Annotated in this window: 27 protein-coding genes; 10 read left to right on the top strand and 17 right to left on the bottom strand. The window is 69.0% G+C overall.

Annotated features, from left to right (window positions below):
* Nucleotides 1-10 precede the first annotated feature (10 nt).
* The 5 genes from ACYVKL_RS14750 to sigE all read right to left on the bottom strand — a co-directional run bounded on the left by ACYVKL_RS14750 (nucleotide 11) and on the right by sigE (nucleotide 4073).
* Nucleotides 11-850: a hypothetical protein gene (locus ACYVKL_RS14750; protein WP_379163461.1), complete on the bottom strand. Its 840-nt coding sequence runs from the start codon at nucleotides 848-850 to the stop codon at nucleotides 11-13.
* 59 nt (nucleotides 851-909) lie between these two features.
* On the bottom strand, nucleotides 910-1347 hold the full coding sequence (gene tatB, locus ACYVKL_RS14745) for a Sec-independent protein translocase protein TatB (RefSeq protein WP_213559629.1): 438 nt from the start codon (nucleotides 1345-1347) through the stop codon (nucleotides 910-912).
* Between the two features lie 62 nt (nucleotides 1348-1409).
* Complete coding sequence (locus ACYVKL_RS14740) at nucleotides 1410-2957, bottom strand: trypsin-like peptidase domain-containing protein (protein WP_379163458.1); 1548 nt, start codon at nucleotides 2955-2957, stop codon at nucleotides 1410-1412.
* A gap of 10 nt (nucleotides 2958-2967) precedes the next feature.
* Nucleotides 2968-3372, bottom strand: a complete 405-nt coding sequence (locus ACYVKL_RS14735) for a hypothetical protein (RefSeq protein ID WP_379163456.1) — start codon at nucleotides 3370-3372, stop codon at nucleotides 2968-2970.
* A 56-nt stretch (nucleotides 3373-3428) separates the two neighbouring features.
* Nucleotides 3429-4073: an RNA polymerase sigma factor SigE gene (sigE, locus tag ACYVKL_RS14730; protein ID WP_379165737.1), complete on the bottom strand. Its 645-nt coding sequence runs from the start codon at nucleotides 4071-4073 to the stop codon at nucleotides 3429-3431.
* A gap of 284 nt (nucleotides 4074-4357) precedes the next feature.
* Between sigE and ACYVKL_RS14725 the strand changes: the two genes are divergently transcribed.
* The 6 genes from ACYVKL_RS14725 (at nucleotide 4358) to ACYVKL_RS14700 (ending at nucleotide 9414) form a co-directional block, all read left to right on the top strand.
* Entirely contained in the window at nucleotides 4358-5005 is a 648-nt protein-coding gene (locus ACYVKL_RS14725; RefSeq protein WP_379163453.1) for an O-methyltransferase, read from the top strand.
* A 170-nt stretch (nucleotides 5006-5175) separates the two neighbouring features.
* Nucleotides 5176-5811 carry a TetR/AcrR family transcriptional regulator gene (locus tag ACYVKL_RS14720; RefSeq protein ID WP_213559633.1) on the top strand — a complete coding sequence of 212 codons (636 nt, stop codon included), beginning with the start codon at nucleotides 5176-5178 and terminating at the stop codon, nucleotides 5809-5811.
* A gap of 34 nt (nucleotides 5812-5845) precedes the next feature.
* Nucleotides 5846-6781: an ABC transporter ATP-binding protein gene (locus ACYVKL_RS14715; RefSeq protein WP_379163449.1), complete on the top strand. Its 936-nt coding sequence runs from the start codon at nucleotides 5846-5848 to the stop codon at nucleotides 6779-6781.
* Nucleotides 6778-8439 (top strand): ABC transporter permease, encoded by a 1662-nt coding sequence (locus tag ACYVKL_RS14710; RefSeq protein WP_379163446.1) that lies wholly within the window; start codon nucleotides 6778-6780, stop codon nucleotides 8437-8439. The genes ACYVKL_RS14715 and ACYVKL_RS14710 overlap by 4 nt, the downstream gene beginning before the upstream one ends.
* A 213-nt stretch (nucleotides 8440-8652) precedes the next feature.
* Nucleotides 8653-8871: a hypothetical protein gene (locus ACYVKL_RS14705; RefSeq protein ID WP_379163443.1), complete on the top strand. Its 219-nt coding sequence runs from the start codon at nucleotides 8653-8655 to the stop codon at nucleotides 8869-8871.
* 60 nt (nucleotides 8872-8931) lie between these two features.
* On the top strand, nucleotides 8932-9414 hold the full coding sequence (locus ACYVKL_RS14700; RefSeq protein WP_379163440.1) for a hypothetical protein: 483 nt from the start codon (nucleotides 8932-8934) through the stop codon (nucleotides 9412-9414).
* A gap of 32 nt (nucleotides 9415-9446) precedes the next feature.
* Here the strand turns inward: ACYVKL_RS14700 and ACYVKL_RS14695 are convergent, their stop codons facing one another.
* On the bottom strand, nucleotides 9447-10610 hold the full coding sequence (locus tag ACYVKL_RS14695; RefSeq protein ID WP_379163437.1) for a DUF7373 family lipoprotein: 1164 nt from the start codon (nucleotides 10608-10610) through the stop codon (nucleotides 9447-9449).
* Between the two features lie 120 nt (nucleotides 10611-10730).
* Complete coding sequence (glgC, locus tag ACYVKL_RS14690; RefSeq protein WP_213559639.1) at nucleotides 10731-11945, bottom strand: glucose-1-phosphate adenylyltransferase; 1215 nt, start codon at nucleotides 11943-11945, stop codon at nucleotides 10731-10733.
* 147 nt (nucleotides 11946-12092) lie between these two features.
* Here glgC and glgA point away from each other — a divergent pair, with 147 nt between their 5' ends.
* Nucleotides 12093-13262, top strand: a complete 1170-nt coding sequence (gene glgA, locus ACYVKL_RS14685) for a glycogen synthase (protein WP_379165736.1) — start codon at nucleotides 12093-12095, stop codon at nucleotides 13260-13262.
* On the opposite strand, the gene ACYVKL_RS14680 is transcribed toward glgA, so the two are convergent.
* Nucleotides 13259-13744, bottom strand: coding sequence for a GNAT family N-acetyltransferase (locus tag ACYVKL_RS14680; RefSeq protein WP_379163434.1), 486 nt, complete (start codon nucleotides 13742-13744; stop codon nucleotides 13259-13261). The two genes, glgA and ACYVKL_RS14680, sit on opposite strands and share 4 nt — an antisense overlap.
* A 69-nt stretch (nucleotides 13745-13813) precedes the next feature.
* On the opposite strand from ACYVKL_RS14680, the gene ACYVKL_RS14675 reads away from it, so the two are divergent.
* On the top strand, nucleotides 13814-14722 hold the full coding sequence (locus ACYVKL_RS14675) for a LysR family transcriptional regulator (RefSeq protein ID WP_379163431.1): 909 nt from the start codon (nucleotides 13814-13816) through the stop codon (nucleotides 14720-14722).
* A gap of 11 nt (nucleotides 14723-14733) precedes the next feature.
* On the opposite strand, the gene ACYVKL_RS14670 is transcribed toward ACYVKL_RS14675, so the two are convergent.
* The 9 genes from ACYVKL_RS14670 to ACYVKL_RS14630 all read right to left on the bottom strand — a co-directional run bounded on the left by ACYVKL_RS14670 (nucleotide 14734) and on the right by ACYVKL_RS14630 (nucleotide 23145).
* Nucleotides 14734-15912: a putative RNA methyltransferase gene (locus tag ACYVKL_RS14670; protein ID WP_379163428.1), complete on the bottom strand. Its 1179-nt coding sequence runs from the start codon at nucleotides 15910-15912 to the stop codon at nucleotides 14734-14736.
* 71 nt (nucleotides 15913-15983) lie between these two features.
* Entirely contained in the window at nucleotides 15984-16151 is a 168-nt protein-coding gene (locus tag ACYVKL_RS14665) for a DUF3117 domain-containing protein (protein ID WP_083869218.1), read from the bottom strand.
* A gap of 165 nt (nucleotides 16152-16316) precedes the next feature.
* Nucleotides 16317-16877 (bottom strand): DNA-3-methyladenine glycosylase I, encoded by a 561-nt coding sequence (locus ACYVKL_RS14660; protein ID WP_379163425.1) that lies wholly within the window; start codon nucleotides 16875-16877, stop codon nucleotides 16317-16319.
* Between the two features lie 8 nt (nucleotides 16878-16885).
* A complete protein-coding gene (locus ACYVKL_RS14655) occupies nucleotides 16886-17302 on the bottom strand; it encodes a DivIVA domain-containing protein (RefSeq protein ID WP_379163422.1) in 417 nt (138 codons plus the stop codon).
* Between the two features lie 91 nt (nucleotides 17303-17393).
* On the bottom strand, nucleotides 17394-18530 hold the full coding sequence (locus tag ACYVKL_RS14650; protein WP_379163419.1) for an Mrp/NBP35 family ATP-binding protein: 1137 nt from the start codon (nucleotides 18528-18530) through the stop codon (nucleotides 17394-17396).
* Between the two features lie 72 nt (nucleotides 18531-18602).
* A complete protein-coding gene (locus tag ACYVKL_RS14645; RefSeq protein WP_379163416.1) occupies nucleotides 18603-19469 on the bottom strand; it encodes a lytic transglycosylase domain-containing protein in 867 nt (288 codons plus the stop codon).
* A gap of 176 nt (nucleotides 19470-19645) precedes the next feature.
* Nucleotides 19646-21103, bottom strand: coding sequence for a lytic transglycosylase domain-containing protein (locus ACYVKL_RS14640; RefSeq protein WP_379163413.1), 1458 nt, complete (start codon nucleotides 21101-21103; stop codon nucleotides 19646-19648).
* 132 nt (nucleotides 21104-21235) lie between these two features.
* Entirely contained in the window at nucleotides 21236-21823 is a 588-nt protein-coding gene (locus tag ACYVKL_RS14635; protein WP_379163410.1) for a DUF1003 domain-containing protein, read from the bottom strand.
* Nucleotides 21820-23145, bottom strand: coding sequence for a magnesium transporter MgtE N-terminal domain-containing protein (locus ACYVKL_RS14630; protein WP_357191364.1), 1326 nt, complete (start codon nucleotides 23143-23145; stop codon nucleotides 21820-21822). The genes ACYVKL_RS14635 and ACYVKL_RS14630 overlap by 4 nt, the downstream gene beginning before the upstream one ends.
* 61 nt (nucleotides 23146-23206) lie before the next feature.
* Here ACYVKL_RS14630 and ACYVKL_RS14625 point away from each other — a divergent pair, with 61 nt between their 5' ends.
* Entirely contained in the window at nucleotides 23207-24163 is a 957-nt protein-coding gene (locus tag ACYVKL_RS14625; RefSeq protein WP_379163407.1) for an HpcH/HpaI aldolase/citrate lyase family protein, read from the top strand.
* A 12-nt stretch (nucleotides 24164-24175) separates the two neighbouring features.
* A complete protein-coding gene (locus ACYVKL_RS14620; RefSeq protein WP_213559650.1) occupies nucleotides 24176-24670 on the top strand; it encodes a YflT domain-containing protein in 495 nt (164 codons plus the stop codon).

Here is a 24670-nt window from a genome sequence, read left to right as displayed (position 1 = left end):
CGGAGGGCAATCAGACTCTGTCGTGGCGGTAGATGGGTGTGAGTAGATCGGCCTCGATCGGCTCCCCCGTCGAGCGGTCGTAGCGGACACCCACCACCGCCGAGAACGGGTGGGTGGCCGCGCGCTCGTGCAAGGTCGCGAGCCGGGTCGCCAGCAGCCGGATCGCCCCCAGCGAGGCGGGCGGGTGCAGGCCGTCGATGACCAGCACGCTGCCCTTGCCGTCCGGGCGGGGGAGACGGGCCAGATAGGCGATGTCGTAGGGCTCGGTGCCGCCCGGTCGGTAGACCCGCCGCGCGGCCCGATCCTCGATACCCCGGCGCACCCGGCCCGCCCGCGCCACCGTGCGTCTGAGCCGGGGATCCGCGGCCACCAGGTAGCGCAGACTGGGCGACAATTCGGGCCCGCCGAGCACGATCAGCCCGTCCCGGTCCAGGTCGAGCGGGCGGCCCGGCAGGAACCGCTGGACATTCGCGGTGAAGCCGAGTTCGCGCAGCAGTTCCACCAGCCGGTGCGGCGCCGCGGCGTCCGGTGCGCCCACCAGGGCGATGGAGCGGGTGGCACTGCGCACGTCCGGGGTGAGGATGGTGAGCGGACCGTGTCCGAAGAACAGGCCCTCGGGCACCGGGCCCTGCGTACTCACCTGATGGATGCGAGCGCGGGAAAGGCCCGCGGCCGCACCGATTCTGGCGAACGTCCAGCCCTCGGCATGTAGTTCGCGAATGACAGCGCGGCGGATGCGCGTCAGCTCATTGATCTGCTGCTGCGCGGCTGCCACGCCTTCGGTGGCGGCTTTCAGGCGTTCGACCTTGTCCTCGATCGCGAATACCCGGGCCACCTCGTCGGCCGACATGTGCGCAGTCTAGATAGCTGGACAGCATCATGCGTCAAGTCCGCTAGACAGGGTTGATCTCAGGTGGCGTCCGGATCCACCGGCGGACGTTCGTTGCGCTCCAGCGGTTTCTGTTCCGCCGGCATCGAAATTGGGCCGGATCCGGTATTGGCGGAACCGTTTCCGCTGTTCGAGGAGGTGACCGGCTTGTCGAATTTGGTCAGGTCGGTGAAGCTGTTCAGGATCGAGTCGTCCCCGTCCAGCAGATGTTTCGTGACCATCGAACGCGGATTCATACTTCGCAGTTCGTTCAACTGCTCCAACGGTTTCCGGATCTCGTCGAATTCCGGACCGAGCTCATTGCGCAATTGCTGCGAGGCGCCGGTGGCGTAATCGCGCGCCTGTTTCAAGGCATGCGCGGTCCAGCGAACGGCACCCGGAAGTCGCTCCGGACCAAGAATGACAAGCGCGGCGACAAGCAGAATGAGCATCTCGCCCCAGCCGATATTGCTGAACACGGGTACAGGCTACCTTTGCCCGCTTACGGCGTTTTCGCCGCCGCGCCTGCGTTGAACCATTCCTACTTGTCCGATTCCAAAGTGACCGGGACATCGACCTCGCGGCCGTCGCGGATCAGGCGCACCGTCACGGTCTGCCCGATCTCGTGCTGCTGCACCGCCACCGTGAGCTCCTCCGGCCCCGACACGTCGCGGTCGCCGACCTTCACGATCACGTCGCCCTCCACGATGCCGGCCTTCGCCGCCGGGCTACCGGGCTGCACATCGGCCACCGCCGCGCCGCTCATCACGTCATTGGCGACCAGCTTGGTCTTGGCGCTGAGGCCGATGTACGGGTGGTGCACCGAACCGTCCCGGATCAGCGCCTGCGAGATCCGCTTGACCTGATCCACCGGAATCGAGAAGCCCAGACCCACCGAACCGCCGCTCTCGGACTTGATGGCCGAGTTGATGCCGATCAGCCGGCCCTGCATGTCCACCAGCGCGCCACCGGAGTTGCCGTGGTTGATGGCGGCGTCGGTCTGCACGGCGTCGAGCGTGGCGTCGGTGTCGGTGCCCTCACCGCCCACCTTCACCGGCCGGTGCAGCGCCGACACGATGCCCGAGGTGACCGTCTTCTCCAGGCCCAGCGGCGAACCCAGCGCCAGCACGTCGTCGCCGACCTGCACGTCGTTGGAGTTGCCGAGCTGAATCACCGACAGGTTCTTCACATCGACCTTGAGCACCGCCAGGTCCGACTTGGTGTCGCGCCCGACGATGCGGGTCGGCACCTTCGATCCGTCGGAGAACACCACGTCCAGCTTGGCCTTGCCCGACTTGTCGTTGGCGGCCAGCGAGATCACGTGATTGTTGGTGACGATGTAGCCCTGACCGTCGATCACCACACCCGAACCCGTGGAACCGGTGTCGCCCAGCCACGCCCGGACGGTGACCACCGCGGGCATCACCGCGTTGACGACCTTGGTGATCTGGTTGTGCGATTCCGGGGCTGCCGGCGCGGACTGCAACGCCACCTTGCGCGAGGTCAGCGCGGAGGCCGACGAGCCGGTGAACGCCCCGACGAACCCGCCGATCAGACCGATCACCGCCGCGATCGCGGCCAGCAGCGACAGCGCCCGCCACGACACCCGGCCACCGAAGAGCACCTCGCGCGCACCCAGCTTGGATCCGGGCGTGAGGGGCCGGACGGGGGCCGGCGCGACGGCCGGAGTGCCCAGGCGCGCGGCCGAATTCGGGTCCCGCCACGGATCGGCGGGCACGTTCGGCGCCGCGCCCTCGGTCTTGGCCTCGGGATCGCGCTGCAGCAGGTCGGTCGAACCCTCCGGACGACCGAACGCCTCCGCCAGCACCGAATCCGGCGGCCGATTACGAATCTCGGATTCCCCCGGCGCGACCTGCGCGCCACCCGCGGTCCGGGCCGCGAACGAGCCGTTGAGCCCGTTCGGGCGCCGGAAAGCCCGCGCGGTGTGATTGTCCACATGCGGCCGATACACCGGCCGCGGCCCCAGCACCGGTGCGTCCGACGGCCTCAGGTTCCCCCGATTGGCCGCCGAATCGGAGGTTGCGTCCCGCTCGGGCTCCGGCCCCGTGTTCTTCGATTCGGTGGTCACGCTATGGACTCTACTTGCGCCACCATGAGGTCCACCGTCTGCTGTCGAACGAATCTTGGCGCAGGCCGAAGGAACTCATGCCGCGGGCCAGCGGACCCCGATCCCGGTCCGCCGGATCCGGCGCCGGGTGATTGCCGCACTCCTGCAACAGGGCCCGCGGAATGCGGCTCAGCGTGTCGTGCAGGCTCAGCGGCGCGGAGATCTGATCGGAGGACTGGCGCAGCGCGATGCGCGCCTGCTGCTGCGTGTCCACCTCGGCCGCACATTCCCGGCACACGGAAATATGGTGGGCGGCACGCAGATACGCGTTCATCCGTAGTTCGCCGTCGACGTACGCGGCGATGGCCTCACTGGCCAGATGCTCGGTGGGGGCGAAACGCGGGGGACGACGGTGCGGTCGGTCCTCGCCGTTCATACGCTGCACACCCTTCCGGACGATTCGAGTTGTTCGGGGCGACACCGGCCCGCGGGTCACCCGATCTTCTCGGCGGCGATGCGCCGCTCCACCCCATTATGCTCGAGTTGCTCGCGCAGTGCCTGACGTCCTCGGTGGATGCGGCTGCGCACGGTGCCCAGCTTCACGCCCAGCGTCGCGCCGATCTCCTCGTAGGACAGACCCTCGATGTCACAGAGCACGACCGCGGCGCGGAACTCCGGGGCCAGCGAGTCCAGCGCGGACTGCAGATCCGGATCCAGGTTGGCGTCGTGATAGGCCTGCTCGGGCCCCGGGCCCTCGGACGGCACCCGGTCGTAGTCCTCCGGCAGCGCTTCCATGCGGATGCGGTTGCGGCGGCGGACCATGTCCAGGAACAGATTCGTGGTGATGCGGTGCAGCCAGCCCTCGAAGGTGCCGGGCTGATAGTTCTGCAGGGAACGGAAGACCCGGATGAAGGTTTCCTGGGTCAGATCCTCGGCGTCCTGCGGGTCACCGGTGAGGCGATAGGCCAGGCGGTACACGCGGTCGGCGTGCTCGCGGACCAGCTCGTCCCAGGTCGGCATGACGGAACGGTCGCCGGTGGCGTCGAAGGCGGCGGTCCCGGACAGGGCGGCCTCGTCGTCGGCGGGGGACAGCAGCAACTCCGCGTCCAGCGGGGTGTCGCTGTCCGGCTGCGGCATGAGCTGCGGGTGCAGGGTGTTGGCGTTCTCACGCGCCGCGTCGACCATGTGGATGGGGTTACCTCCTACTCGGGACCGTGAGCCTCGATATCGGTGTCAACCGATCCGATCGATCGGGTGTTCCCGTTTCCCGAAGCCCGCGGTCGCTGGCCTGGCGTGAGCATTACTCTGGCTGGTCCTGATGAGGCATCCGTATGCAGAGGCTGAGGGACACCTGAGAAAAATCGCCACACCGGCCGGTCACCGCCACGCCTTACCGGTGTATCGCCATTAGCCTCTACTTCGTGAGCCTGACTCCCGCGGCACAGAACCTGCAGCGCAACCTCGCCTACGTGGAGGAATCCGTCGCCGAGGACGACATCCTCGTCGGCGCGCGCGAACGCGCCCTCGAACTCGGCGCGGCCCCCATCGCGCCGGCCGTCGGCGCGCTGCTCAGCATGTACGCCCAACTGCTCGGGGCGCGGGCCGTGGTCGAGGTCGGCACCGGGGCCGGGGTGAGCGGGCTGTGGCTGCTCGACGGCATGCGCGAGGACGGCACGCTGACCACCATCGACTCCGAGCCCGAGCATCAGCGCGCGGCCCGCGAGGCGTTCCGGTCGGCCGAGATCGCGCCCGCCCGCACCCGGCTGATCAACGGGCGCGCCCTGGACGTGCTGCCGCGCCTCGCCGACGGGGCCTACGACCTGGTGTTCATCGACGCCGCACCGCTCGAGCATCCGCAGTACGTGGCGCAGGCGGTGCGCCTGCTACGCGAGGGCGGGGCGATCCTGCTGCACAACGCGCTGCTCGGCGGCCGCGTGCCCGACCCGGCCCAGCGTGACCCGCAGACCACGGCCGTCCGTGCGGCCACCCGCGCGATCGCCGAGGACCCGGACCTGACCAGTGTGCTGATCCCGGTCGGCGACGGACTGCTCTGCGCCTCGCGCGGCTGAGAACGCAACGCCCGGTGCCGATTTCGAGTTCGCCGCGGCGTTCCGCGCGTCGATAGTCCGCGTCGCAATCACTGCGTGCGGATAGTTTTCCGCGCCAGGAAAATCCCTGCTCGCCGAGGTTTTCGGTAGGGTCTTGCGCTCGCGTTGAACGAGTGTTTAATCTATTGAACATGCGTTCAACCGATGATCTGACCACCCGGGCCCGGATTCGCGACGCCGCGATCACCGTGTTCGGCGAACAAGGTTTCGGGGTCGGCGTGCGGGCCATCGCCACCGCGGCCGGGGTATCTCCCGGCCTGGTCATCCACCACTTCGGATCCAAGGACGGACTCCGCGAAGCCTGCGACGAGCATGTTCGCGACACCGTGCGGACCGCCAAGATGGAATACATCGAGAACCCCTCACCCGGCGGACTCATGCGGCAACTCGCCGAGATCGAGGAATTCGCCCCCGGCATGGCCTACCTGATGCGCAGCTTCCAGGCCGGCGGGTCGCTGATGAAGACCTTCTTCGAGCACATGGTCGAGGACACCGAGCAATACCTGCGGGCCGGCATCGCGGGCGGCAGCATCAAACCGCTGCGCGACGTCGCCGCCACGGCGCGTTACGTCGCCACCAACAACGGCGGCGGCATGATGATGTTCCTGCAGCTCTACGCCACCGAGCACCCGGGACCCGTCGACTTCCGCAAGGCCCTGCGCGAGTACGCCGATCGCATGATGCTGCCCGCGCTCGAGCTCTACACCAACGGGCTGCTCGCCGACTCCACGGCACTGGACACCCTGACCGCGCAGACCGCGCAATGAATCCGTCAACGTCGTTTTCCTGCAAGGAGATTCGATGAACCATCCGGCCAACCCGGTGATCGAAGTCCGGGATCTGCACAAGAACTTCGGGCAGGTGCGCGCCCTGGACGGCCTCGACCTCGAGGTCGCCGAGGGCGAAGTGCACGGCTTCCTCGGGCCGAACGGCTCGGGAAAGTCCACCACCATCCGGGTGCTGCTCGGCATCCTGTCCCGCACCTCGGGCGAGGCCCGGGTGCTCGGGCGCGACCCGTGGACCGACGCGGTGGCGCTGCACCGCGACATCGCCTACGTGCCAGGCGATGTCACGCTGTGGCCGTCGCTGTCCGGCGGCGAGACCATCGACCTGCTGGCCCGCATGCGCGGCGGCATCGACGCGGCCCGCCGCGCCGAGCTCATCGAGCGGTACGAGCTGGATCCGACCAAGAAGGCACGCACCTACTCCAAGGGCAATCGGCAGAAAGTGGCGCTGGTGTCGGCGTTCTCGTCGAACGCGCGACTGCTCCTGCTCGACGAGCCGACCTCCGGGCTGGACCCGCTCATGGAGCAGGTGTTCGGCGAATGCGTGGCCGAGGCGGTAGCGCGCGGCACCACCGTGCTGCTGTCCAGTCACATCCTGTCCGAGGTGGAGAAGCTGTGTCAGCGGGTGACCATCATCCGGGCCGGCAAGACGGTGGAGACCGGCACCCTGGCCGAGATGCGGCACCTGTCGCGGACCTCCATCACGGCCGAAATGATCGGCAGCCCCGGCGATCTCGGCAGGATCCCCGGCGTCGAGGACATCAGCGTCGAGGGCCACACCCTGCACTGCCAGGTGGACAGTGAACACCTCGGCGAGCTCATCCGGGTGCTCGGCGACGCGGGCGTGCGCAGCCTGGTCAGTCAGCCGCCCACGCTGGAAGAACTGTTCCTGCGCCACTATTCGCTCGACGGCGGCGCACCCGCGGACGAACGCGAGAAGGTGGCGAAATGACCTCCGCGACCGCCGCCGCGCCACGCGTACTCGAATCACCCTTGCGGGCAGCCGATTTCACCGGCACCGGGCAGCTGCTGCGGCTGTATCTGCGACGCGACCGGATCGTGCTGCCGCTGTGGATACTGCTGCTGTCGCTGCCGCTGGGCAGCGTGTACATCAAGAGCATCGAGAAGGTGTACAGCACACCGGATGATCTCGCGCATCTCGCGGCCAGCATCCTCGCCAGCCCCGCCCAGCTCGCCATGTACGGGCCGGTCTACAACGCCACCAGCCTGGGGGCCGTGGGCATCTGGAAAGCGGGGATGTTCCACACGCTGATCGGCGTCGCCACCATCCTCACCGTCATCCGGCACACCCGCGCCGACGAGGAGACCGGCCGCACCGAACTGCTGGCCGCCACCCGGGTGGGCCGCTACGCCGGACTCACCGCCGTGCTGATCATGACCTACGGTGCCGCCCTGGCCACCGGGCTGCTCGGATTCGTCAGTCTCGCGGGCACTTCGGTGCCGAAGAGCGGATCGCTCGCGTTCGGGCTGGCGCTGGCCGGCTGCGGTGTCGTCTTCGCCTCGGTCGCGGCCGTCACCGCGCAGCTGTCGGTCAGCGCCCGGGTGGCGCGCGGGCTGGCCTTCGCGGTGCTGGGCCTCACCTACACGCTGCGGGCGATCGGCGACGCGCGCGCCGGGAACGGGCCGACGAGTCCGCTCACCTGGCTGTCTCCGCAGGGCTGGTCGCTGCAGGTGCGGCCGTTCGCGGGCGACCACTTCGCGATCCTGCTGCTGCACCTGGCCACCACGCTGGTACTGACCGTCGTCGCGTATTACCTGCTGGCACACCGGGATATCGGCGCGGGTCTGATCGCCGAACGGCCGGGCGCGGCCACCGCCGGGGACACCCTGAACGGGCCCTTCGGACTGGCGTGGCGGTTGCAGCGCGGCACCCTGCTGGCCTGGACCGCCGGGCTCGGGCTGTACGGCCTGCTGATCGGCAGCGTCGTACACGGCATCGGCGACGAACTGGGGACCAGTCAGGCGATCAAGGATCTGATCAGCCGGATGGGCGGCTCGGATTCGCTCGAGAAGGCCATGATCGGGTTCGCGTTCACCATGGTTGCGGTCGGCGCGGCCGCGTACGCGGTGTCGGCGACCCTGCGGCTGCACGCCGAGGAGAGCACCGCGCACACCGAGACCCTGCTGACTGCGGCCGTGTCGCGAACCCGCTGGGTGGCATCGCATCTGGTGTACGGGCTGTTCGGGCCGGTGCTGGCGTTGTCGGTGTCGGGCCTGCTGGCCGGACTGATCTACGGGCGCGCCGCCGGCGACGTCGGCGGCAAGCTGGGGCAGACCATGGCGGCCGCCCTGGTGCAGGTGCCCGCCGTGTGGACCTTCACGGCCGTCACCGTGGCGCTGTTCGGGCTGCTGCCGCGCTGGAGCGCCGTCGCCTGGGGGGTGCTCACCGCCGCCATCGCGGTGCTGCTGCTGGGCTCGCTGGCCGGTGCGCCGCAATGGTTCCGCGACCTGAACCCCTTCGAGCACCCGCCGAAGCTGCCCGGTGCACCGTTCACCGCCACGCCGCTCGTCGTGCTGCTGCTGGTCGACGTGGCTTTGATCACGGTGGGGCTCATCGCATTCCGGCGTCGGGACCTGCGTTCGGCCTGACGGCGACCGCCCCGCGAACGGCCGCCCCGGACATCCGGGGCGGCCGTTCGCGTCGCCGGCCCGGGGACGGCCCGGCAGCGAATCATCAGCTGCCGGTGCGGGTGTGGCGGGAGGGCAGCGATGGCGGCGCAGGGGCAGTGCGCAGGGGTGGATTCGGACCCGGGCGGGGGTGTACCCCAGAAGGGAACGATTTATGGCGAGGAGGTGGGGGAGATGTTCGAGGGACTGGCTCTCGGCGTACACCTGCCGCAAGGATGGCTGTGGCCGGCGCTGGTCGTCTTCGGCGGCATCCTGTGCGTGGCACTACTGGTGCTGGTGCTGATCAGTGGCGCCCGATTCGACGACGGCAAGTCGCGATACGTGCCCACCACGACTGGTACCTGCCAGCCGTTCTGCGGCAGCGGCGCACCGGTGCCCGGATTCCCGAACTGAACGGTCGCGTCGAGGTTTCCGGGCGGCATTCCCGGATACTCCACAGGGATGGTTCGACGAGTGGGGGTTCCCATGGGGCAGCGGGTACCGGCCGTGGTCGGGTTGTACCTCCGGGCGGCCGGGCAGTGGCGGCGCATCGCCGAATTCCGGCTGGCCGCCGACGGACACGCCACCTTCCGGGCGGTGGATCCGATCGAGGGACTGGTCGCGCGGGTCTGGTACCACCAGGGCGTCGACATCCTCGGCGAGAACCGGACCGTGCTGCCCGGCGACGGGGCCGAATTCCTGCGAGCACTGCTGCAGCCGTTCGGTTTTCGCGACTACCGGTTCCGCGACGACAGCACGCCGCGCGGCGGGCCCAGCCGCACCCGGCACACGGTCTCGCGCAGCGCGGCCGCCGATCGGCCTGTCGAATGCGAGAACGACTGCGCGGCAGCGGAAGCCGAATACCGTCACCGCGCCGACGCGGAGCAGCCCGGCGGTGACCGGGCGCACCGCCCGGCCGCCTGGCGCCTGATCGACGCCGACGTCATCCGATTCTGAAGCGGCACAGCCACTCCGCGCCGCCCGAATCGCTACAGACTGTTGGCCAGCAGCGCGTACTGCGCGACCGCCTTCTTCTGCGCCTCGGCATCATTGGCCCCGTCCATGACACCCACATACTGCTTGTAGCGGATGTAGCAGCGGCTCGGCTTCTTGTCCGAGGAACGGTGCACGCATTTGGCGTCGGGCACCTTGTCCGGGGCGCTCGCCGAGGTCTCCTGCAGGTTGCTGATCATGCCGGTCACCAGATCGCCGGCCGCGCCCGCGTCCCGCACCCGGATCACGAAACTGCCGTCGGCGACCGACATCTCGTCGGCGCCGGTGTCGGCCACCAGCTTGGTCCAGGACTTCAGATCATCGGACGGCAGCACCAGCCAATTGGCCGGGAAGACCGCGAACTTGTCCGGATCCACGGTGCGGTGGTCGCGGTCGGTCACCAGGGTGCGGGCAAGCAGGCGATCGGGATCGACCGGCAGCTGCGTGATCTGATCGGCCGGGGTCGCCTGGAACGCGTCCAGCACCGGGACCTCCGCATCGAGGGTCTTCTTCGTCCAGGACAGCAGCCCCTGCACATCGGCGGTGGGGCGCAGGATGAACAGCGAGATCACGAAATCCTTGTGCGCCATGGCCACTCCGATGGTCGGCACGCCCGGCCGCCAGTGCGCGTACGCGTCGGGATAGTCGGGCAGGGTGAGCTTCTGGTTCGCGTTCAATGCCACGCTGAAGTCGGCGTCCTCGAGCTCGCGCGCCGCCAGCTTGGCGGCGTCGGAGGTCGGGAAGCGCAGCACCCGGGTGGTGATGGTGGTGCCGTTCGGATCCGGATTGTCGTCGACGTCCTCGCGATCGGAGCCGCTGGACGCGAAACCGGCCAGGAAGCCGCGGTTGACGAGCACGTTCTTCACCGCGGACGCCAGGTGACTGACATTGAGCACATCGTCGACGTCGGCCAGCACCGCGCCGCCGCGGCCGATGTTCAACGCGGGGTCGATCCGGTCCGACGGGGCGACGGCGGCGGTCATCCGGATGCCCTCGAGCGTCGCGCCCTTGCCGCCGTTGTTGCGGTCGTAGGTGTAGCGGTTGACCGGATAGGAGCCGGTGTCCAGGGTGCGGACATCCAGCTCACCCGGAACGGCGATCCCGGATTTGCCGCATCCGGCCAGCGCGGCGGTCAAAGCGAGACAGGTGATTGCGGTCATGACACGCGCCCGGCGGCCCATGCTGATCCCTCCCGCGCGGCCCGGTCATCGGCGGCGCTCCCTATCCAGAGATTTTCGGGCCAAGCCCCACCGACTGTCCAGCCAAATCCCGTGTCGCGCTCAGACCCAGACGCCCTTGCCCACGGTCACCACGCCGCCATTGCTCACCGCGAAGCGCTCGCGATCGCGGTCCAGGTCGACGCCGATGATCTCGCCCTCCGACACCACCACGTTCTTGTCCAGGATCGCGTGCCGCACCACCGCGCCCCGGCCGATCCGGGCGCCCGGCATGATCACGCTGCCCTCCACCGTCGCGCCATCCTCCACCAGCACATTCGAGAACAGCACCGAATTGCGGACGGTCGCCGCCGACAGCATGCTGCCCGCGCCCACGATCGACTCCTGGGCCAGGCCGCCGCGACCGAACTTGGCGGGCGGCAGGTTCTCGGCCGCGCCGCGGATCGGCCAGTGCTTGTTGTAGAGGTCGAACACCGGGTCCACCGACACCAGATCCATGTGCGCCTCGTAGAAGGCGTCGAGGGTGCCGACGTCACGCCAGTAGCCGCGGCTGCGGTCGGTCGCGCCGGGCACCACATTGGTGGCGAAGTCGTAGACCGCCGCCGCGCCGCCGCGCACCAGGGACGGGATGATGTCGCCGCCCATGTCGTGATCGGAGTCGTTGTCGTCGGCGTCGGCGCGGATCGCGTCCACCAGCACCTTGGTGGTGAACACGTAATTGCCCATGGAGGCGAAGGTGACGTTCGGGTCGTCGGGGGTGCCCGGCGGGTGCACCGGCTTCTCCAGAAAGCCGATGATGCGGCCGGATTCGTCGGAATCGATACAGCCGAAGGCGCCGGCCTCGCTGCGCGGCACCCGGATGCCCGCCACCGTCACGCCCGCACCGGACTCGATGTGCGCCTGCACCATCTGCTCGGGATCCATCCGGTACACGTGGTCCGCACCGAACACCACGATGTACTCGGGGTCCTCGTCGTAGATCAGGTTCAGCGACTGCATGATCGCGTCCGCCGAGCCGGTGTACCAGCGCGGGCCCAGCCGCTGCTGCGCCGGCACCGGGGTGATGTACTCCCCGCCGAACCCCGACAGCCGCCAGGTCTGTGAGATGTGCCGGTCCAGGGAATGCGACTTGTACTGGGTCAGTACACAAATCCGCAGGTAACCGGCATTCACCAGATTCGACAACACGAAATCTATGAGCCGGTACGCGCCCCCGAAGGGCACCGCGGGCTTGGCCCGGTCCTTCGTGAGCGGAAAGAGTCGCTTTCCCTCGCCACCGGCGAGCACGATCCCTAATACGTGCGGCTGGCTCCTCACACCACTGAAACTACCGGGTGCGTCCGAACACCGAATGTCCAGCATGTGCCGTGTTCGTCGCGATCTTCCCGGCCCCGCCGATTGGTTAGCGGGACGGCGACCGATTATTTTGGACCGGTGAGTTACCGCGCGGACGGAGCTCGCGGACTGCGAGTGGCCATGATGACCCGCGAATACCCGCCCGAGGTGTACGGCGGGGCGGGGGTGCATGTCACCGAACTGGTGCCCAGGCTGCGGCAACTGTGCGATGTGACCGTGCACTGCATGGGGGTCGCGCGCACCGATGCCGTGGTGCACCAACCGGATCCGATGCTCTTTGCCGCCAACTCCGCGGTGCAGATGATGTCGGCGCAGCTGCGGATGGCCGACGCCGCGGCCTTCTCCGACGTGGTGCACTCGCACACCTGGTACACCGGACTGGCGGGGCATCTGGCCGGGCAGCTGTACGGGATTCCGCACGTACTGACCGCGCATTCACTGGAACCGCGGCGGCCCTGGAAGGCCGAGCAGCTCGGCGGCGGCTACCGGCTCTCGTCGTGGTCGGAACACAATGCCATGACCTTCGCCGACGCTGTGATCGCGGTTAGTGCGGGCATGCGCGAGGACGTGCTCGACGCCTACCCGGACATCGATCCGGACAAAGTTCATGTGGTGCACAACGGGATCGACGCCGACGTCTGGCATCCGGGCGGGCCCGCCCTCGAGTCCCGCGACGTGCTCACCGAACTCGGCGTGTCGCCGGAGCGGCCGATCGCCGCGTTCGTCGGGCGCATCACCCGGCAGAAGGGCGTGCCGCACTTGCTGGCCGCGGCCCGCCACCTCGATCCCGACATCCAGCTCGTGCTGCTGGCCGGGGCCGCCGACACACCCGCCATGGAGGCCGAGGTGGCGACCGCGGTCCGCGCGCTGCGCGACGACCGGGATGGCGTGTTCTGGATCAAGGAGATGCTGCCCACCGAACTGGTGCGGCAGGTGCTCGCCGCCGCAACGGTTTTCGTGTGCCCGTCGGTGTACGAGCCGCTGGGCATCGTCAACCTGGAGGCCATGGCCTGCGGGACCGCGGTGGTGGCCTCCGACGTGGGCGGGATCCCCGAGGTGGTGGCGGAAGGGGAGACCGGACGTCTGGTCCATTACGACGAGAACGCGCCGCGCGACTACGAGCGCGCCCTCGCCTGGGCTGTGAACACCGTCGCCGCCGACCCGGTCACCGCCGCCGCCATGGGAGCGGCCGGACGCAACCGGGCTATCGACGCCTTCGACTGGAACCGGATCGCGGCGCGCACCGCGCACATCTACGACCAGGTGCGCAAAGGTTAGAGCGGATACCGCATGAACACGTCGGCGCGGTCATAAGGGCTCGGCGGCAGTTCCGAGGGCGGGACGTGCACGAAACCCATCGTCTCGTACAGGTGCACGGCGCTGGCCAGGCGTGCGTTGCTGGCCAGGAAGAACTCCGTCGCGCCCAGAGCCCGCACCCGATCGATGGCCGCGGTCAGCACCACGCGGCCGATGCCGCGGCCCCGGAAGCGCGGCGACACCGCCATTTTCGACAGCTCGAAGACGCCCGGCTCCTCCTGAACCAGGGCGACACAGCCGATGGCCGCACCGTCCAGCCGGGCGATGAGCACCTCGCCGCCGTGCTCGACAATGGCCTGCGGATCGTCGAGGGTCGCCAGGTCGGCGGCCTCCACCGCGAAGAAGGCCTCGATCCACTCCAGATTCAGATCCTTGAAGGCGCGGGCGTCCTCCGGCCCCGCCATCGGCGCGACCACGATGGCGGAGACAGTCTGTTGAGTCACCCCGAAAGCATGTCGGACATCGAACCATAACGTCCAATACTTGATAGCTGTGATCGATATGATCAGCTTATGAACACCGGGGTGGAGCTGCGGCACCTGCGCTATTTCCAGGCGGTCGCCGACGAACTGCACTTCGGGCGCGCCGCCGCCCGCCTGCACATCGCCCAGCCCGCCCTCACCCAGCAGATCCAGCGCCTCGAAACCCTGCTCGGCGCAAGGCTTTTCGACCGCACTTCGCGCACCGTCGCGCTCACCCCCGCCGGCCTGGTGCTGCGCGACCGCGCCGCTGCCCTGCTCGGCCACGCCGAACGCGACCTCGCCGAGGTCACCCGCATCGGCCAGGGTGGCCAGGGCACCCTCCACCTCGGCTTCGTCCCCTCGGTCCTGCCGCTCGAACCGCTGCGCGGCGTCCGCGAATTCCGCGAACGCTTCCCGCTGGTCCAGGTCGACCTGACCGAAGGCTTCACCAGCCATCTGATGGAACGCCTCGCCAACGGCACCCTCGACATGGCCATCGTCCGCGACCCCGACATCCAGCCCGGCACGGTCACCACCCCGCTCATCACCGAGCCGTTCGTGGCCGTCCTCCCCGCCGACCACCCCGATGCGGGCCGCACCGCCCTCACCGGAGCCGACCTCGCCGACAACCCCCTGGTCTTCTTCCCGCGCGCCGCCGGCGGACTCGCCTACGACAAGAACCTCGCGCCCCTCCTGGAATCCGGCCACCGCCCCCGCGTGGTCCAGGAAGCCACCAACTGGACGATCATCCTCTACCTGGTCGCCGCCGGCCTCGGCATCACCATCGCCCCGCGCAGCGCCACCTTCACCGCCCCCGACTCGGTCCGCATCATCCCCCTGACCGGCACCGAAGCCGCCACCACCATCTACACCGCAACCCGCGAGGCCGACGACCGCCCCCTGGTCCACAACCTCCTCGCCCTACTCCCGAACCGCCCGGGAACCCCGCCACGCGACTAGCGCGCGGCGGATCACAGCGGCAGATACACCGAGACCGTCACCGACGCGGTCACCGCAACCGGATCCGGCAGCGCCGCAATCTCCTCTGCCCGCCCGGCGTCCCCGTGGAACGCCGACGGCCCCATGGCCACCACCCGCGCCACATCCTCGTGCGAGAGCGACATCGTGTACTCGACGGCTTCCCGCCCCACCAACTCGAACCGACCCCCGAGCGATTCGGCCAGCCGATCCTCCTTGGCCGCATCCACACTCACCATTCCGAGTGGCTCGATCAGCTCACCGAGATGTCGCGAAGTGGGGGTCACGACGATGAATCGCCCGTCCGCGTTCAGCACCCGGGCTACTTCATCCGCGTTGCGCGGCGCGAACACCGACACCACCGCGCTCATCGCACCATCCCGCACCGGCAACCCCCGCCAGGCGTCAGCCAGCACCGACCCGGCCCGCGCATGTGCCCGAGCCGCCCGTCGCGCTGCCGCTTTGGACACGTCGAGGGCGATCCCGCGCAGGCCGGGCACGGCGTCCAGCATCGCGGCCAGGTAGTACCCGGTCCCGGCACCGATCTCGAGCACCGCCGGGGCAGACGAGTCGGCGTGAGTGGCTTGGCCTGGTCCGGATGGGGAGACCACGCCGTTGGATAGGAGAGTTGTGGCGAGTCGTGCCGCGGAGGCTGCCGCAACGGATATTCCGGGCGCGGTGAGTCCGGCGTGGAACCGGCGGCGCGCCCCTTGCACGGCAGCGCCGGGTACGCGTGGATTGCCGACGCCTGCCGGGGCTGCGGGGCCATCTTTGCGGCGCGGTCCGGGTCGGGCCTCGCCCGTATCGGCAGCCGGAGGCGAGTCCGCTCCGAATACAGCTGTGTCGACGCCGGGTACGGCCGCCGCGACCGCGGCTGCCAGGGCGGCGGCGATGGGGGTGAAGTGGCCGGCGGATTGGAAGGCGGCGCGGGCGTCGAGCATGGCCGGGGTGTCGCCGGTCATCTTGGTGGACGCGCCGGTGAGGAGGCTGACGTAGCCCTGCTTGGCCAGGTCGAAGCTGTGGCCGTGCGGGCAGCGCAAAGTCCGGGTGGACGCGGCGGTGGCGTCGTCGGCGACGGCCGCGAGGGGTTGGCCGCACTGTGGGCAGGCCAGCAGGTCGGCGCAGGCCAGGAGCCGGTCCGCGGGGGACGGCTCGGCCGCGCCGACTGTCATGGGTTCTCGAATATCGTTCACCGTTGTACCGGCGAGCCGGTGGGGCTCACCGGCACCGGCGAACTCAGCGATCAGCTGGTGACTTTGACGAGTTCGTCACCCAGCGCTGCGGCTTCATCCGGCGTGAGCTCGACGACCAGCCGCCCGCCACCCTCGAGTGGAACCCGCATCACGATTCCACGCCCTTCTTTGGTTGCCTCGAGGGGACCGTCCCCGGTGCGGGGCTTCATGGCCGCCATCCTCTGCTCCCTCCAGATCTGCGCGGTCTGCTGCGCACTTTCATGGAACTCCAGTTGTCACCAACCAGGCAGCCCGCCGGTATGTGGCGGGCTACACCTTGACCATTCTTCCCTATCGCGGATCGGGGCGGGTACCTGAGTTCCAAAAACCGACCGACGTGGCGTTCAGCGAGTCCTCACATTCACCCAGCAATCGGCGATGTGATCGTCTACCATCCCTGTCGCTTGCATGAGTGCGTACGCCGTCGTGGGTCCCACGAACTTGAACCCGCGGCGCTTGAGTTCTTTTGCGAGAGCGGTGGATTCGGCGGTCACAGCGGGCACATCGGACATTTTCCGCGGCCGTTTCCGAGGGCTCGGGGCAAAGCTCCAGAGCAGGGTGTCGAGGCTCTCATCGAGATCCCTGGCAACCCGCGCATTGTGGATGCTGGCCTCGATCTTGGCGCGATTGCGAACAATGCCCGGGTCGGTCAGGAGGCGTTCCACGTCGGCCGCGCCGAACCCCGCCACCCGCTCGATCGAGAACCCCTCGAAAGCCGTTCGGAAGGCCGGGCGTTTCCGCAGGATCGTGATCCACGCCAGCCCCGACTGGAAGGCCTCGAGGCACACCCGCTCGAAGAGCGCGTCGTCGCCGTGCAGCGGGCGGCCCCACTCCTGATCGTGGTAGTCCCGGTACAGCTGCGACCCCTCCGACCATCCGCACCGGATCCGGCCGTCGGGCTCCATGCCCGCGGTCACGGGGCGCTGGGGTCGTCGCCGGACTCGGCCGGGAGCACCTGCGGCAGCCCGCCCTGCCCGTCCGTTTCCGGGGTCCCCGGGATACCGGCGGCGGGCGGGGTCGCGGGCTCTTCTTCCGGCGCGGCCTCCCCGTTCGCCGCCCGGGCGAGTTGTCCCTCGAGTTCGTCGATGCGGGCCGCGAGCCGGGTCAGCGCCCAGTCCACCTCGCCCGCCTTGTATCCCCGGAACACCTGCTGGAAGCGCAGCGCCCGCACATCGGTCCCGCTGATCCCGGCGACCGGCAGCACGGTCACCGTCGTGCCCTCCGGCAGCGGCCCGAGCTCCTCGGACCGCCCGAAGATCGCGCTGGCCACCAGGAACAGCAACGCGGCGACCAATCCGACGATCAGCACGTACAGCAGCATCGTGAGCATGCCCCGAGCTTAGGGGGAGCCCGAACCGGCGTCCGCCGATACCCCGGCGGAAACCGGCCGTCGAATTCGCCTGTCCCCTAAGGGAAGGTCGTTAGAGGTGGCGAGTGGTGTCGATGGACAGCGACATGCCCGCGAGGCCGCGGCGGCGCACCGACAGCTTGTCGGCGATGTCGAGCAGCGCCTTGCCCGACGCGCTCTCGGGGGCGCGCAGCACGATGGGGGTGCCCTCGTCGCCGGCCTCGCGGAGCTGCTGCTCGATCGGGATCTGGCCCAGCAGCGGCACATTCGCGCCGATGGTGCGGGTCAGGTTGTCGGCCACGGTCTGGCCGCCGCCGGAGCCGTAGAGCTCCATGCGGGAGCCGTCGGGCAGATCCAGCCAGGACATGTTCTCGATGACGCCGGCGATGCGCTGCCGGGTCTGCAGGGCGATGCTGCCGGCGCGCTCGGCGACCTCGGCGGCGGCCAGCTGCGGGGTGGTGACGACCAGGATCTCCGCGTTCGGGATCAGCTGGGCCAGCGAGATGGCCACGTCGCCGGTGCCCGGCGGCAGATCCAGCAGCAGGATGTCGAGGTCGCCCCAGAAGACGTCGGCGAGGAACTGCTGCAGCGCGCGGTGCAGCATCGGGCCGCGCCACACCACGGGCGTGTTGCCCTCGGTGAACATGGAGATCGAGATGACCTTCACCTCGTGCGCGATCGGCGGCATGATCATGCGCTCGACCTGGGTGGGCCGCTGCTCGGTGCCCAGCATGCGCGGGACGCTGTGGCCGTAGATGTCGGCGTCGAGCACGCCCACCGAGAGACCCTTCGCGGCCATGGCGGCGGCGAGATTCACGGTGACCGAGGACTTTCCGACGCCGCCCTTGCCGGAGGCGACCGCGTACACGCGGGTGAGGGAACCGGGCTGGGCGAAGGGGATGACCGGTTCGGCGGCGTCGCCGCGCAGCTTGCGGCGCAGGTCGGTGCGCTGCTCGTCGTTCATGACGTCCAGGTCGACGGTGATGGCGCCGACGCCGGCCACGTCCGCGACGGCCTTCGTGACCCGTTCCTGGATGGCGGTTTTCATCGGGCAGGCCGAGGTCGTCAGGTAGATCACGACCTTGACGGCGCCGTCCACGCCGACATCGACGCTCTTCACCATGCCCAGTTCGGTGATCGGCTTCCGGATCTCCGGGTCGTTCACCTTCGCGAGGGCGCCCCGCACATCCGATTCCGTAACCACTGGCATGGGGCCAAGTCTAGGAGCGCCGGTTTCGCGCTCCAATGCGGGGCACTCGAGCTGGACACCGGCGCGGCCGGGTCAGATGCGGGGGAGGGCGGCTGCCGAGGGCGCGAGGCCGGAACCGTAGGCGGTCTCCCACGCCATCACGTTCGCGACGTAGGCCATGGAGTTGTTGTAGCGCAGGATGGCCCGCGTCTGCTGGCCCGGGTCGCGCATGTCGAGGCCGCCGGAGCACAGGTACTTGCCCGCGGTGAGGGTGGCGTCGTAGATGTTCTGCGGATCGGCGATGCCGTCGCCGTTGCCGTCGGCCGCGTACTTGCGCCAGGTTTCGGGCAGGAACTGCATGGGTCCCACGGCGCGGCGGTAGCTGCCGGACAGGCCGTCCAGGTCGCCGCCCTCGGAGGTGGCGATGACGTTGTTGCCGTAGAGGCTTCCGTCGAGGATCGGTCCGTAGATGGGTTGCAGCGGGTTGCCGTCGTCGTCGACCTTGCCGCCGAAGCCGTGCGTGGATTCGACGCGGCCGATGCCGGCCAGCAGGTTCCACGGCATGTTGCAGGTCGGATTCTCCACCGCGAGTACGCGTTCGGCGTTCTCGTAGGCGTCGTGGGCGATGCCGGGCATGCCGAGCGGTCCGGCGGGCCGTGCGGAGGGCACCCGGCCCTCGGGCAGGGCGACGGACTTCACTTCCGGCGGGCCCACGGGGGCAACCTGTTTGGCCTCGTGCAGCAGGGGTTCCGGAGCGGCCGCGGGGGGTGCGGCTTCCGGCTGGGGTAGTTGATCCTCGTCGCCGCCGAACTGATGCTGGACGGTTGCCGCGAGCTTGTCGGTGAGGTGACCATCGCCCGCTCCGGTAACTGTGGCGAGGCCAGCGGGCACGAGCCCGGTCAATGCGATGACCGATCCACGACGAACTCTGGGGACCGGGGGTTTACGGTGACGACCCACTGTGTGGTGACCCTCCATTGCCATCGGTTGATACCGGGGAGATGCAACGTAGGTCACGTTACCTTATCCGAGACCTTCTTGTTACACCTTCGTGATCAACTCTCAGGATTTGAAGGATCGCCTTGTCAGACGCGAGTTCCGGCGCGGCGCGCCGAAACTCGCGAAACACACATTCGTTACGGAACCGGCGCGGGGGCCGGAGCCGGGAGCGGAATCGTGATGCCGAACGGCAGCGTGATGCCCGGCGCCGGGGTGGTGGTGTCGACGGTGTCCGGGACGGTCGCGGCCGGCGGCACCGCCTGCGGTTCCGGCGTCTTGGAGGGCGTGACGGTTTGCTGGTCCTGCGGTTGCTGGGCGCCCTGCTGCGGCTGGTCCTGCGGCTTGGCCTCGGCCTGCTGCACCGGCGCCGAGCAGGTGGTGATGATCGGCTGATCCTTGGGCAACGGCTTGCCGTCGGGGCCCAGCTTCTGGTCGGCGGGCGTGGCGTCCTGCGGCTTGGCCGGATCCTCGGCGGCCGGATCGGCAGCCGGGTCGGCGGGCTTCTGATCCGGCTGCGGGGCCGGAATCGCCACCTGCTCACAGGGATTGGCGGGTACCACCGGCGCGGGGCAGAAGATGCCGCACGGAATCGGCGGCAGGCCCGCGATGGTGATCATCACCTGGCTCGCCCCGGGCGTGGTGGTGACCACGGTCTGCTGGGTGCCCTCGGGCGCCGGGGTGGCCGGAATCGTGGTGGAGGCCACCGTGATATCCGGACCGTTGACCGGAACGTAGGTGTTGGGCACCAGATCCGGCGAGATGCTCACCGACTGCGGCGCGCCGCCGGTCCGGTAGGCGTTGGCCCAGCTGAGCACATTGGCCGCGTAGGCCACCGAATTGTTGTACCGCAGCACCGCGCGCAGCTGCTGCTGCGAGTCGGCCAGATCCAGCCCGCCCGAGCACAGGTACTTGCCGGCCGCCAGCGCGGCGTCGAAGACGTTGTTGGGATCGGGTGTGCCGCTGCCCTTTCCGTTGGCGGCGTAGGCCGACCAGGTGCTGGGCAGGAACTGCATGGGCCCGACCGCACGCACGTAGTTGCCGTCGGCGGCCTTGATGATCTCGTTGCCGGGCAGGGTCCCGTCCAGCGCCGGACCGTAGATCGGGGTGACCGTGGTGCCCGCGGCGTCGGTGTGCCCGTTGTTGGCGTGGTTGGACTCGATGCGGCCGATACCGGCCAGCAGGTACCACGGCAGATGGCAGTTGGGGTCCGAAGACTGCAGCGCCAGTTCGGCATTGCGGTAGGCGGCCAGCACGATCTCCGGGATGCCCAGCAGGCCACCGCCACCCGGCAGGGAGATGTCGCGCAGCGGGACGGTGCCGCCGAACAGCGGCACGCCGTCGGCGGGCGGGGTCATTGCGCTGAGTTTGCGGGGCGCCTCCGGAGCCGCCGGAACCAGTCCGACGAGGCGGTCGGAGGGTCCGTCGACGGGGGTGTTGAGGCTCGCGTTGGTCGCGGCGGAGGCCGCGAGCAGCGCGTCGGGCGCGGCCTGTGGCGCCACGGGGTGGACCGTCGTATTGGTGGCAGAACCGGCGGTGACCAGGCCCGCTATCAACAACGCCGACGCTGTCACCGGAGCAGAAATTCTCTTCGCCACCACACAATCCCCTCGGTCGTGCGGCCGGGGCCCGGTGATGACACGTATGCTGCGGCAGTGTCTGGGTCGGTCGCTCGGAACAACGTGATCCAGGTTACCCATGAGTCAGCTTGTTCGGTACAACTTCCGTGGTCAGTCGCCATCTTCTTGTGGCGAAATCGGGACCTCGGGAGCCTTTCGGTCGGTACTCTTTTTTGCTTTCCGAACCTTGACGATCTCCCCGTCGACGGCCAGTTTCTCCAATCTGACCAGGCCTTCCTTGATATCGTCCAGCTCCCGGCGCACGTAGTCGCGCGTGGCGACTTCACCTACGGCGAGTCGCAGTGCCGCCAGCTCCCGGGCGAGGAACTCGGTATCGGCTTTCGTCTGGGCCGCTCGCGACCGGTCTTCCTCCAGCGACACCCGGTCCCGGTTGTCCTGCCGGTTCTGCGCCAGCAGGATGAGCGGCGCGGCGTAGGCGGCCTGGGTGGAGAACGCGAGGTTCAGCAGGATGAACGGATACGGGTCCCATTGCAGCCGAAGGGCGAAGATATTGAGCAGGATCCACACCGCCACGATCGCGGTCTGGATCACCAGGTAACGGCCGGTGCCCAGGAAGCGGGCCACCTTCTCGCTGCCGCGGGAGAAGGCCTCGGCGTCCCAGTCGAGGCCGCGGAAGCGGTTCTCGAGCGGCGTCTCCAATCGGCTGCGGGCGCTGAGCTTTTCGAATCGCTCGCTCATGCGCGGCCTCCCGTCCCTTCGATCACGGGCAAGCCGTGCACATCGTGAGTGTCTTCGTCCTGCTCGCGCCAGTCCTCGGGCAGCAGGTGGTCGAGCACGTCATCGACGCTGACGGCTCCCAATAGATGATTCTCCGCGTCCACGACCGGTCCGCACACCAGGTTGTAGGTGGCGAAGTAGCGGGTCACGGCGGTGAGCGGGGCATCGGGGCGGAGCTGGACCAGATCGGTGTCGACGATGCCGCCGACCAGGTTCGCGGGCGGTTCGCGCAGCAGCTGCTGGAAGTGTACGCAGCCCAGGTACCGGCCGGTCGGTGTGGCGGTGGGCGGGCGCACCACGAACGCCATCGAGGCCAGCGCCGGAGTCAGCTCGGGATCGCGGATGCGGGCCAGCGCCTCGGCCACCGTGGTGGAGGCGGTGAGCACCACCGCGTCCGGGGTCATCAGACCGCCCGCGGTGTAGGGCGCGTGCTCGAGCAGTCGCCGCACCGGTTCGGAGTCCTCCGGATCCATCAGCGCCAGCAGCGATTCCGCCTCGCCGGCGGGCAGTTCGCCCAGCAGGTCGGCCGCGTCGTCGGGGTCCATGGCCTCGAGCAGGTCGGCCGCGCGTTCCACGCCGAGCTGCTCGAGCAGTTCGACCTGGTCGTTCTCGGGCAGCTCCTGCACCACGTCGGCGAGGCGCTCGTCGTCGAAGGCCGCGGCGACCTCGATACGGCGTTTGAGCGGCAGCTCGCGCAGCATGTGCGCGACGTCCGCCGGTCGCATGCCCTCGAACTGTCCCAGCAGCTGGGTGACGTCCTGGCCCGGCATGTTCAGCTCGGTCTGGGTGAGGCCGCGCACCATCGCCCAGTCGACCACATGCACCGCGCCGCGGCGGCCGAAACCCACGCTCAGGCGGCGGCGTTCGCGCACCGCGACCCGGGAGACCACCCAGTCGCGGGTGCGGCTCTGCTCGATGCCCAGGTCGACCACCACCACGTCCGCGCCGGCCAGGTGCGGCAGCTCCGGGTCGGCGACGCGGACGGTCGAGTCGAGAATCTCCGCGATGGCCAGCAGTTCGCCTGGCCGTTGCTCGAAGCGGCGCACACTGATGGTGCCGGTGGTGAGGGTGAGCGCGCCGGGATCGACCGCCTGCACCCGCAGCATGGGCACGAAAATCCGCTTCCGAGTGGGCAGTTCGACGAGCACCCCCAGCACCCGGGGCTGCTGGCGGTCATAACGTATCGAGATCACGATGTCCCGGACGCGGCCGATAGACTCGCCGTCCGGTCCCAGTACCACCAAGCCCGCCAACCGGGCGGCGAAAACCTTCATCGCTGCCATGTTTGATAAGGCTAGTGGGTCCAGCGTGTCTGAAATGCCACGCCACGAGAAGGAGTGACCCATGACATCGCGCCGATCGGTGCTGGCCGTACCCGGCAGTAACCCGCGCATGATCGAGAAGGCCAAGGGGCTGGGCGCCGACGAGGTGTTCCTGGACCTCGAGGACGCGGTCGCGCCGGCGGCGAAAGCGGCCGCGCGGGCGAACATCGTGGCGGCCCTCAACGCCGGCGGCTGGGGCTCCCAGATCCGCGTGGTGCGGGTCAACGACTGGACCACCGAGCACACCTTCGCCGACGTCATCGCGGTGGTCGAGGGCGCGGGCTCGGAACTGGACGCCATCCTGCTGCCCAAGGTCACCGACGCCGGTCAGGTGCAGGCCCTGGATCTGCTGTTGACCCAGCTGGAGAAGGCCAACGGCCTGCCGGTCGGGCGGATCGGCATCGAACCGCAGATCGAGAACGCGCTGGGGCTGCGCAATATCGACGCCATCGCCACCGCGAGCCCGCGGGTGCAGACCCTGGTGTTCGGGCCCGCCGACTTCATGGCCTCCATCAATATGCGCACCCTGGTGGTGGGGGAGCAGCCCGAGGGCTACAAGCCGGGCGACGCCTACCACCACATCTATATGTCGATCCTGCTCGCCGCTCGCGCCCACGGCCTGCAGGCCATCGACGGCCCCTATCTGGCGGTCCGCGATATCGACGGCTTCCGCCGCAATGCCGCGCGCACGGCCGCACTGGGTTTCGACGGCAAGTGGGTGCTGCACCCGGATCAGATCACCGCGTGCAACGAGATCTTCAGCCCGCGCCAGGCCGACTACGACCGGGCCGAGGAGATCCTCGACGCGTACGCCTTCCACACCTCGGCCGAGGGCGGCGCGCGGGGCGCGGTGATGCTCGGTGACGAGATGATCGACGAGGCCAGCGCCAAGATGGCCCAGGTGATCGCTGATAAAGGCAGGGCCGCCGGGATGGCGCGTACCACGCGTTTCGATCCAGCGGCTGTCGGACAGAAATAGCATGATGGAGTCATGACGAATCCCATGGGGAATGCGAGCCGGGGCCGGCAGCCCGCCCTGCCGACGCCGCCTTCGGGCTGGCCGATCGGCTCCTACCCGACGTACGCGGAGGCGCAGCGGTCGGTCGACTACTTGGCCGACAACCAGTTCCCGGTGGAGGGCGTGACCATCGTCGGCGTCGACCTGATGCAGGTCGAGCGCGTGCTGTATCGCCTGACCTGGGGCAAAGTCATTGGCGGCGGCATGGTTTCGGGCGCCTGGCTGGGTCTGTTCCTGGGTCTGCTGCTGAGCATGTTCACCACGGGCGGGGCGATCGGCCCGCTGGTGGTCGGCCTGGTCGGCGGCATCATCTTCGGGCTCATCTCGGCGTCCATCCCGTATGCGGCCACCCGTGGCCAGCGTGATTTCGCCTCCACCATGCAGTTGGTGGCGGGCCGCTACGACGTGCTGTGCGACCCGAAGACCGCCGAGCAGGCGCGGGACATGCTCGCCAGATTGGCCATCTAG

Source organism: Nocardia tengchongensis, assembly GCF_054781395.1.
This window is presented reverse-complemented; position numbering and strand designations above follow the sequence as displayed.

What these genes read in the sequence shown, in the direction of transcription:
- ACYVKL_RS14750 (WP_379163461.1), bottom strand. Translation starts at nt 850, where the DNA reads ATGTCGGCCGACGAGGTGGCCCGGGTATTCGCGATCGAGGACAAGGTC.
- ACYVKL_RS14735 (WP_379163456.1), bottom strand. Translation starts at nt 3,372, where the DNA reads ATGAACGGCGAGGACCGACCGCACCGTCGTCCCCCGCGTTTCGCCCCC.
- sigE (WP_379165737.1), bottom strand. Translation starts at nt 4,073, where the DNA reads ATGCCGCAGCCGGACAGCGACACCCCGCTGGACGCGGAGTTGCTGCTG.
- ACYVKL_RS14720 (WP_213559633.1), top strand. Translation starts at nt 5,176, where the DNA reads ATGCGTTCAACCGATGATCTGACCACCCGGGCCCGGATTCGCGACGCC.
- ACYVKL_RS14715 (WP_379163449.1), top strand. Translation starts at nt 5,846, where the DNA reads ATGAACCATCCGGCCAACCCGGTGATCGAAGTCCGGGATCTGCACAAG.
- ACYVKL_RS14710 (WP_379163446.1), top strand. Translation starts at nt 6,778, where the DNA reads ATGACCTCCGCGACCGCCGCCGCGCCACGCGTACTCGAATCACCCTTG.
- ACYVKL_RS14705 (WP_379163443.1), top strand. Translation starts at nt 8,653, where the DNA reads ATGTTCGAGGGACTGGCTCTCGGCGTACACCTGCCGCAAGGATGGCTG.
- ACYVKL_RS14695 (WP_379163437.1), bottom strand. Translation starts at nt 10,610, where the DNA reads ATGACCGCAATCACCTGTCTCGCTTTGACCGCCGCGCTGGCCGGATGC.
- ACYVKL_RS14675 (WP_379163431.1), top strand. Translation starts at nt 13,814, where the DNA reads ATGAACACCGGGGTGGAGCTGCGGCACCTGCGCTATTTCCAGGCGGTC.
- ACYVKL_RS14670 (WP_379163428.1), bottom strand. Translation starts at nt 15,912, where the DNA reads ATGACAGTCGGCGCGGCCGAGCCGTCCCCCGCGGACCGGCTCCTGGCC.
- ACYVKL_RS14665 (WP_083869218.1), bottom strand. Translation starts at nt 16,151, where the DNA reads ATGGCGGCCATGAAGCCCCGCACCGGGGACGGTCCCCTCGAGGCAACC.
- ACYVKL_RS14660 (WP_379163425.1), bottom strand. Translation starts at nt 16,877, where the DNA reads ATGGAGCCCGACGGCCGGATCCGGTGCGGATGGTCGGAGGGGTCGCAG.
- ACYVKL_RS14655 (WP_379163422.1), bottom strand. Translation starts at nt 17,302, where the DNA reads ATGCTCACGATGCTGCTGTACGTGCTGATCGTCGGATTGGTCGCCGCG.
- ACYVKL_RS14650 (WP_379163419.1), bottom strand. Translation starts at nt 18,530, where the DNA reads ATGCCAGTGGTTACGGAATCGGATGTGCGGGGCGCCCTCGCGAAGGTG.
- ACYVKL_RS14635 (WP_379163410.1), bottom strand. Translation starts at nt 21,823, where the DNA reads ATGAGCGAGCGATTCGAAAAGCTCAGCGCCCGCAGCCGATTGGAGACG.
- ACYVKL_RS14630 (WP_357191364.1), bottom strand. Translation starts at nt 23,145, where the DNA reads ATGGCAGCGATGAAGGTTTTCGCCGCCCGGTTGGCGGGCTTGGTGGTA.
- ACYVKL_RS14625 (WP_379163407.1), top strand. Translation starts at nt 23,207, where the DNA reads ATGACATCGCGCCGATCGGTGCTGGCCGTACCCGGCAGTAACCCGCGC.
- ACYVKL_RS14620 (WP_213559650.1), top strand. Translation starts at nt 24,176, where the DNA reads ATGACGAATCCCATGGGGAATGCGAGCCGGGGCCGGCAGCCCGCCCTG.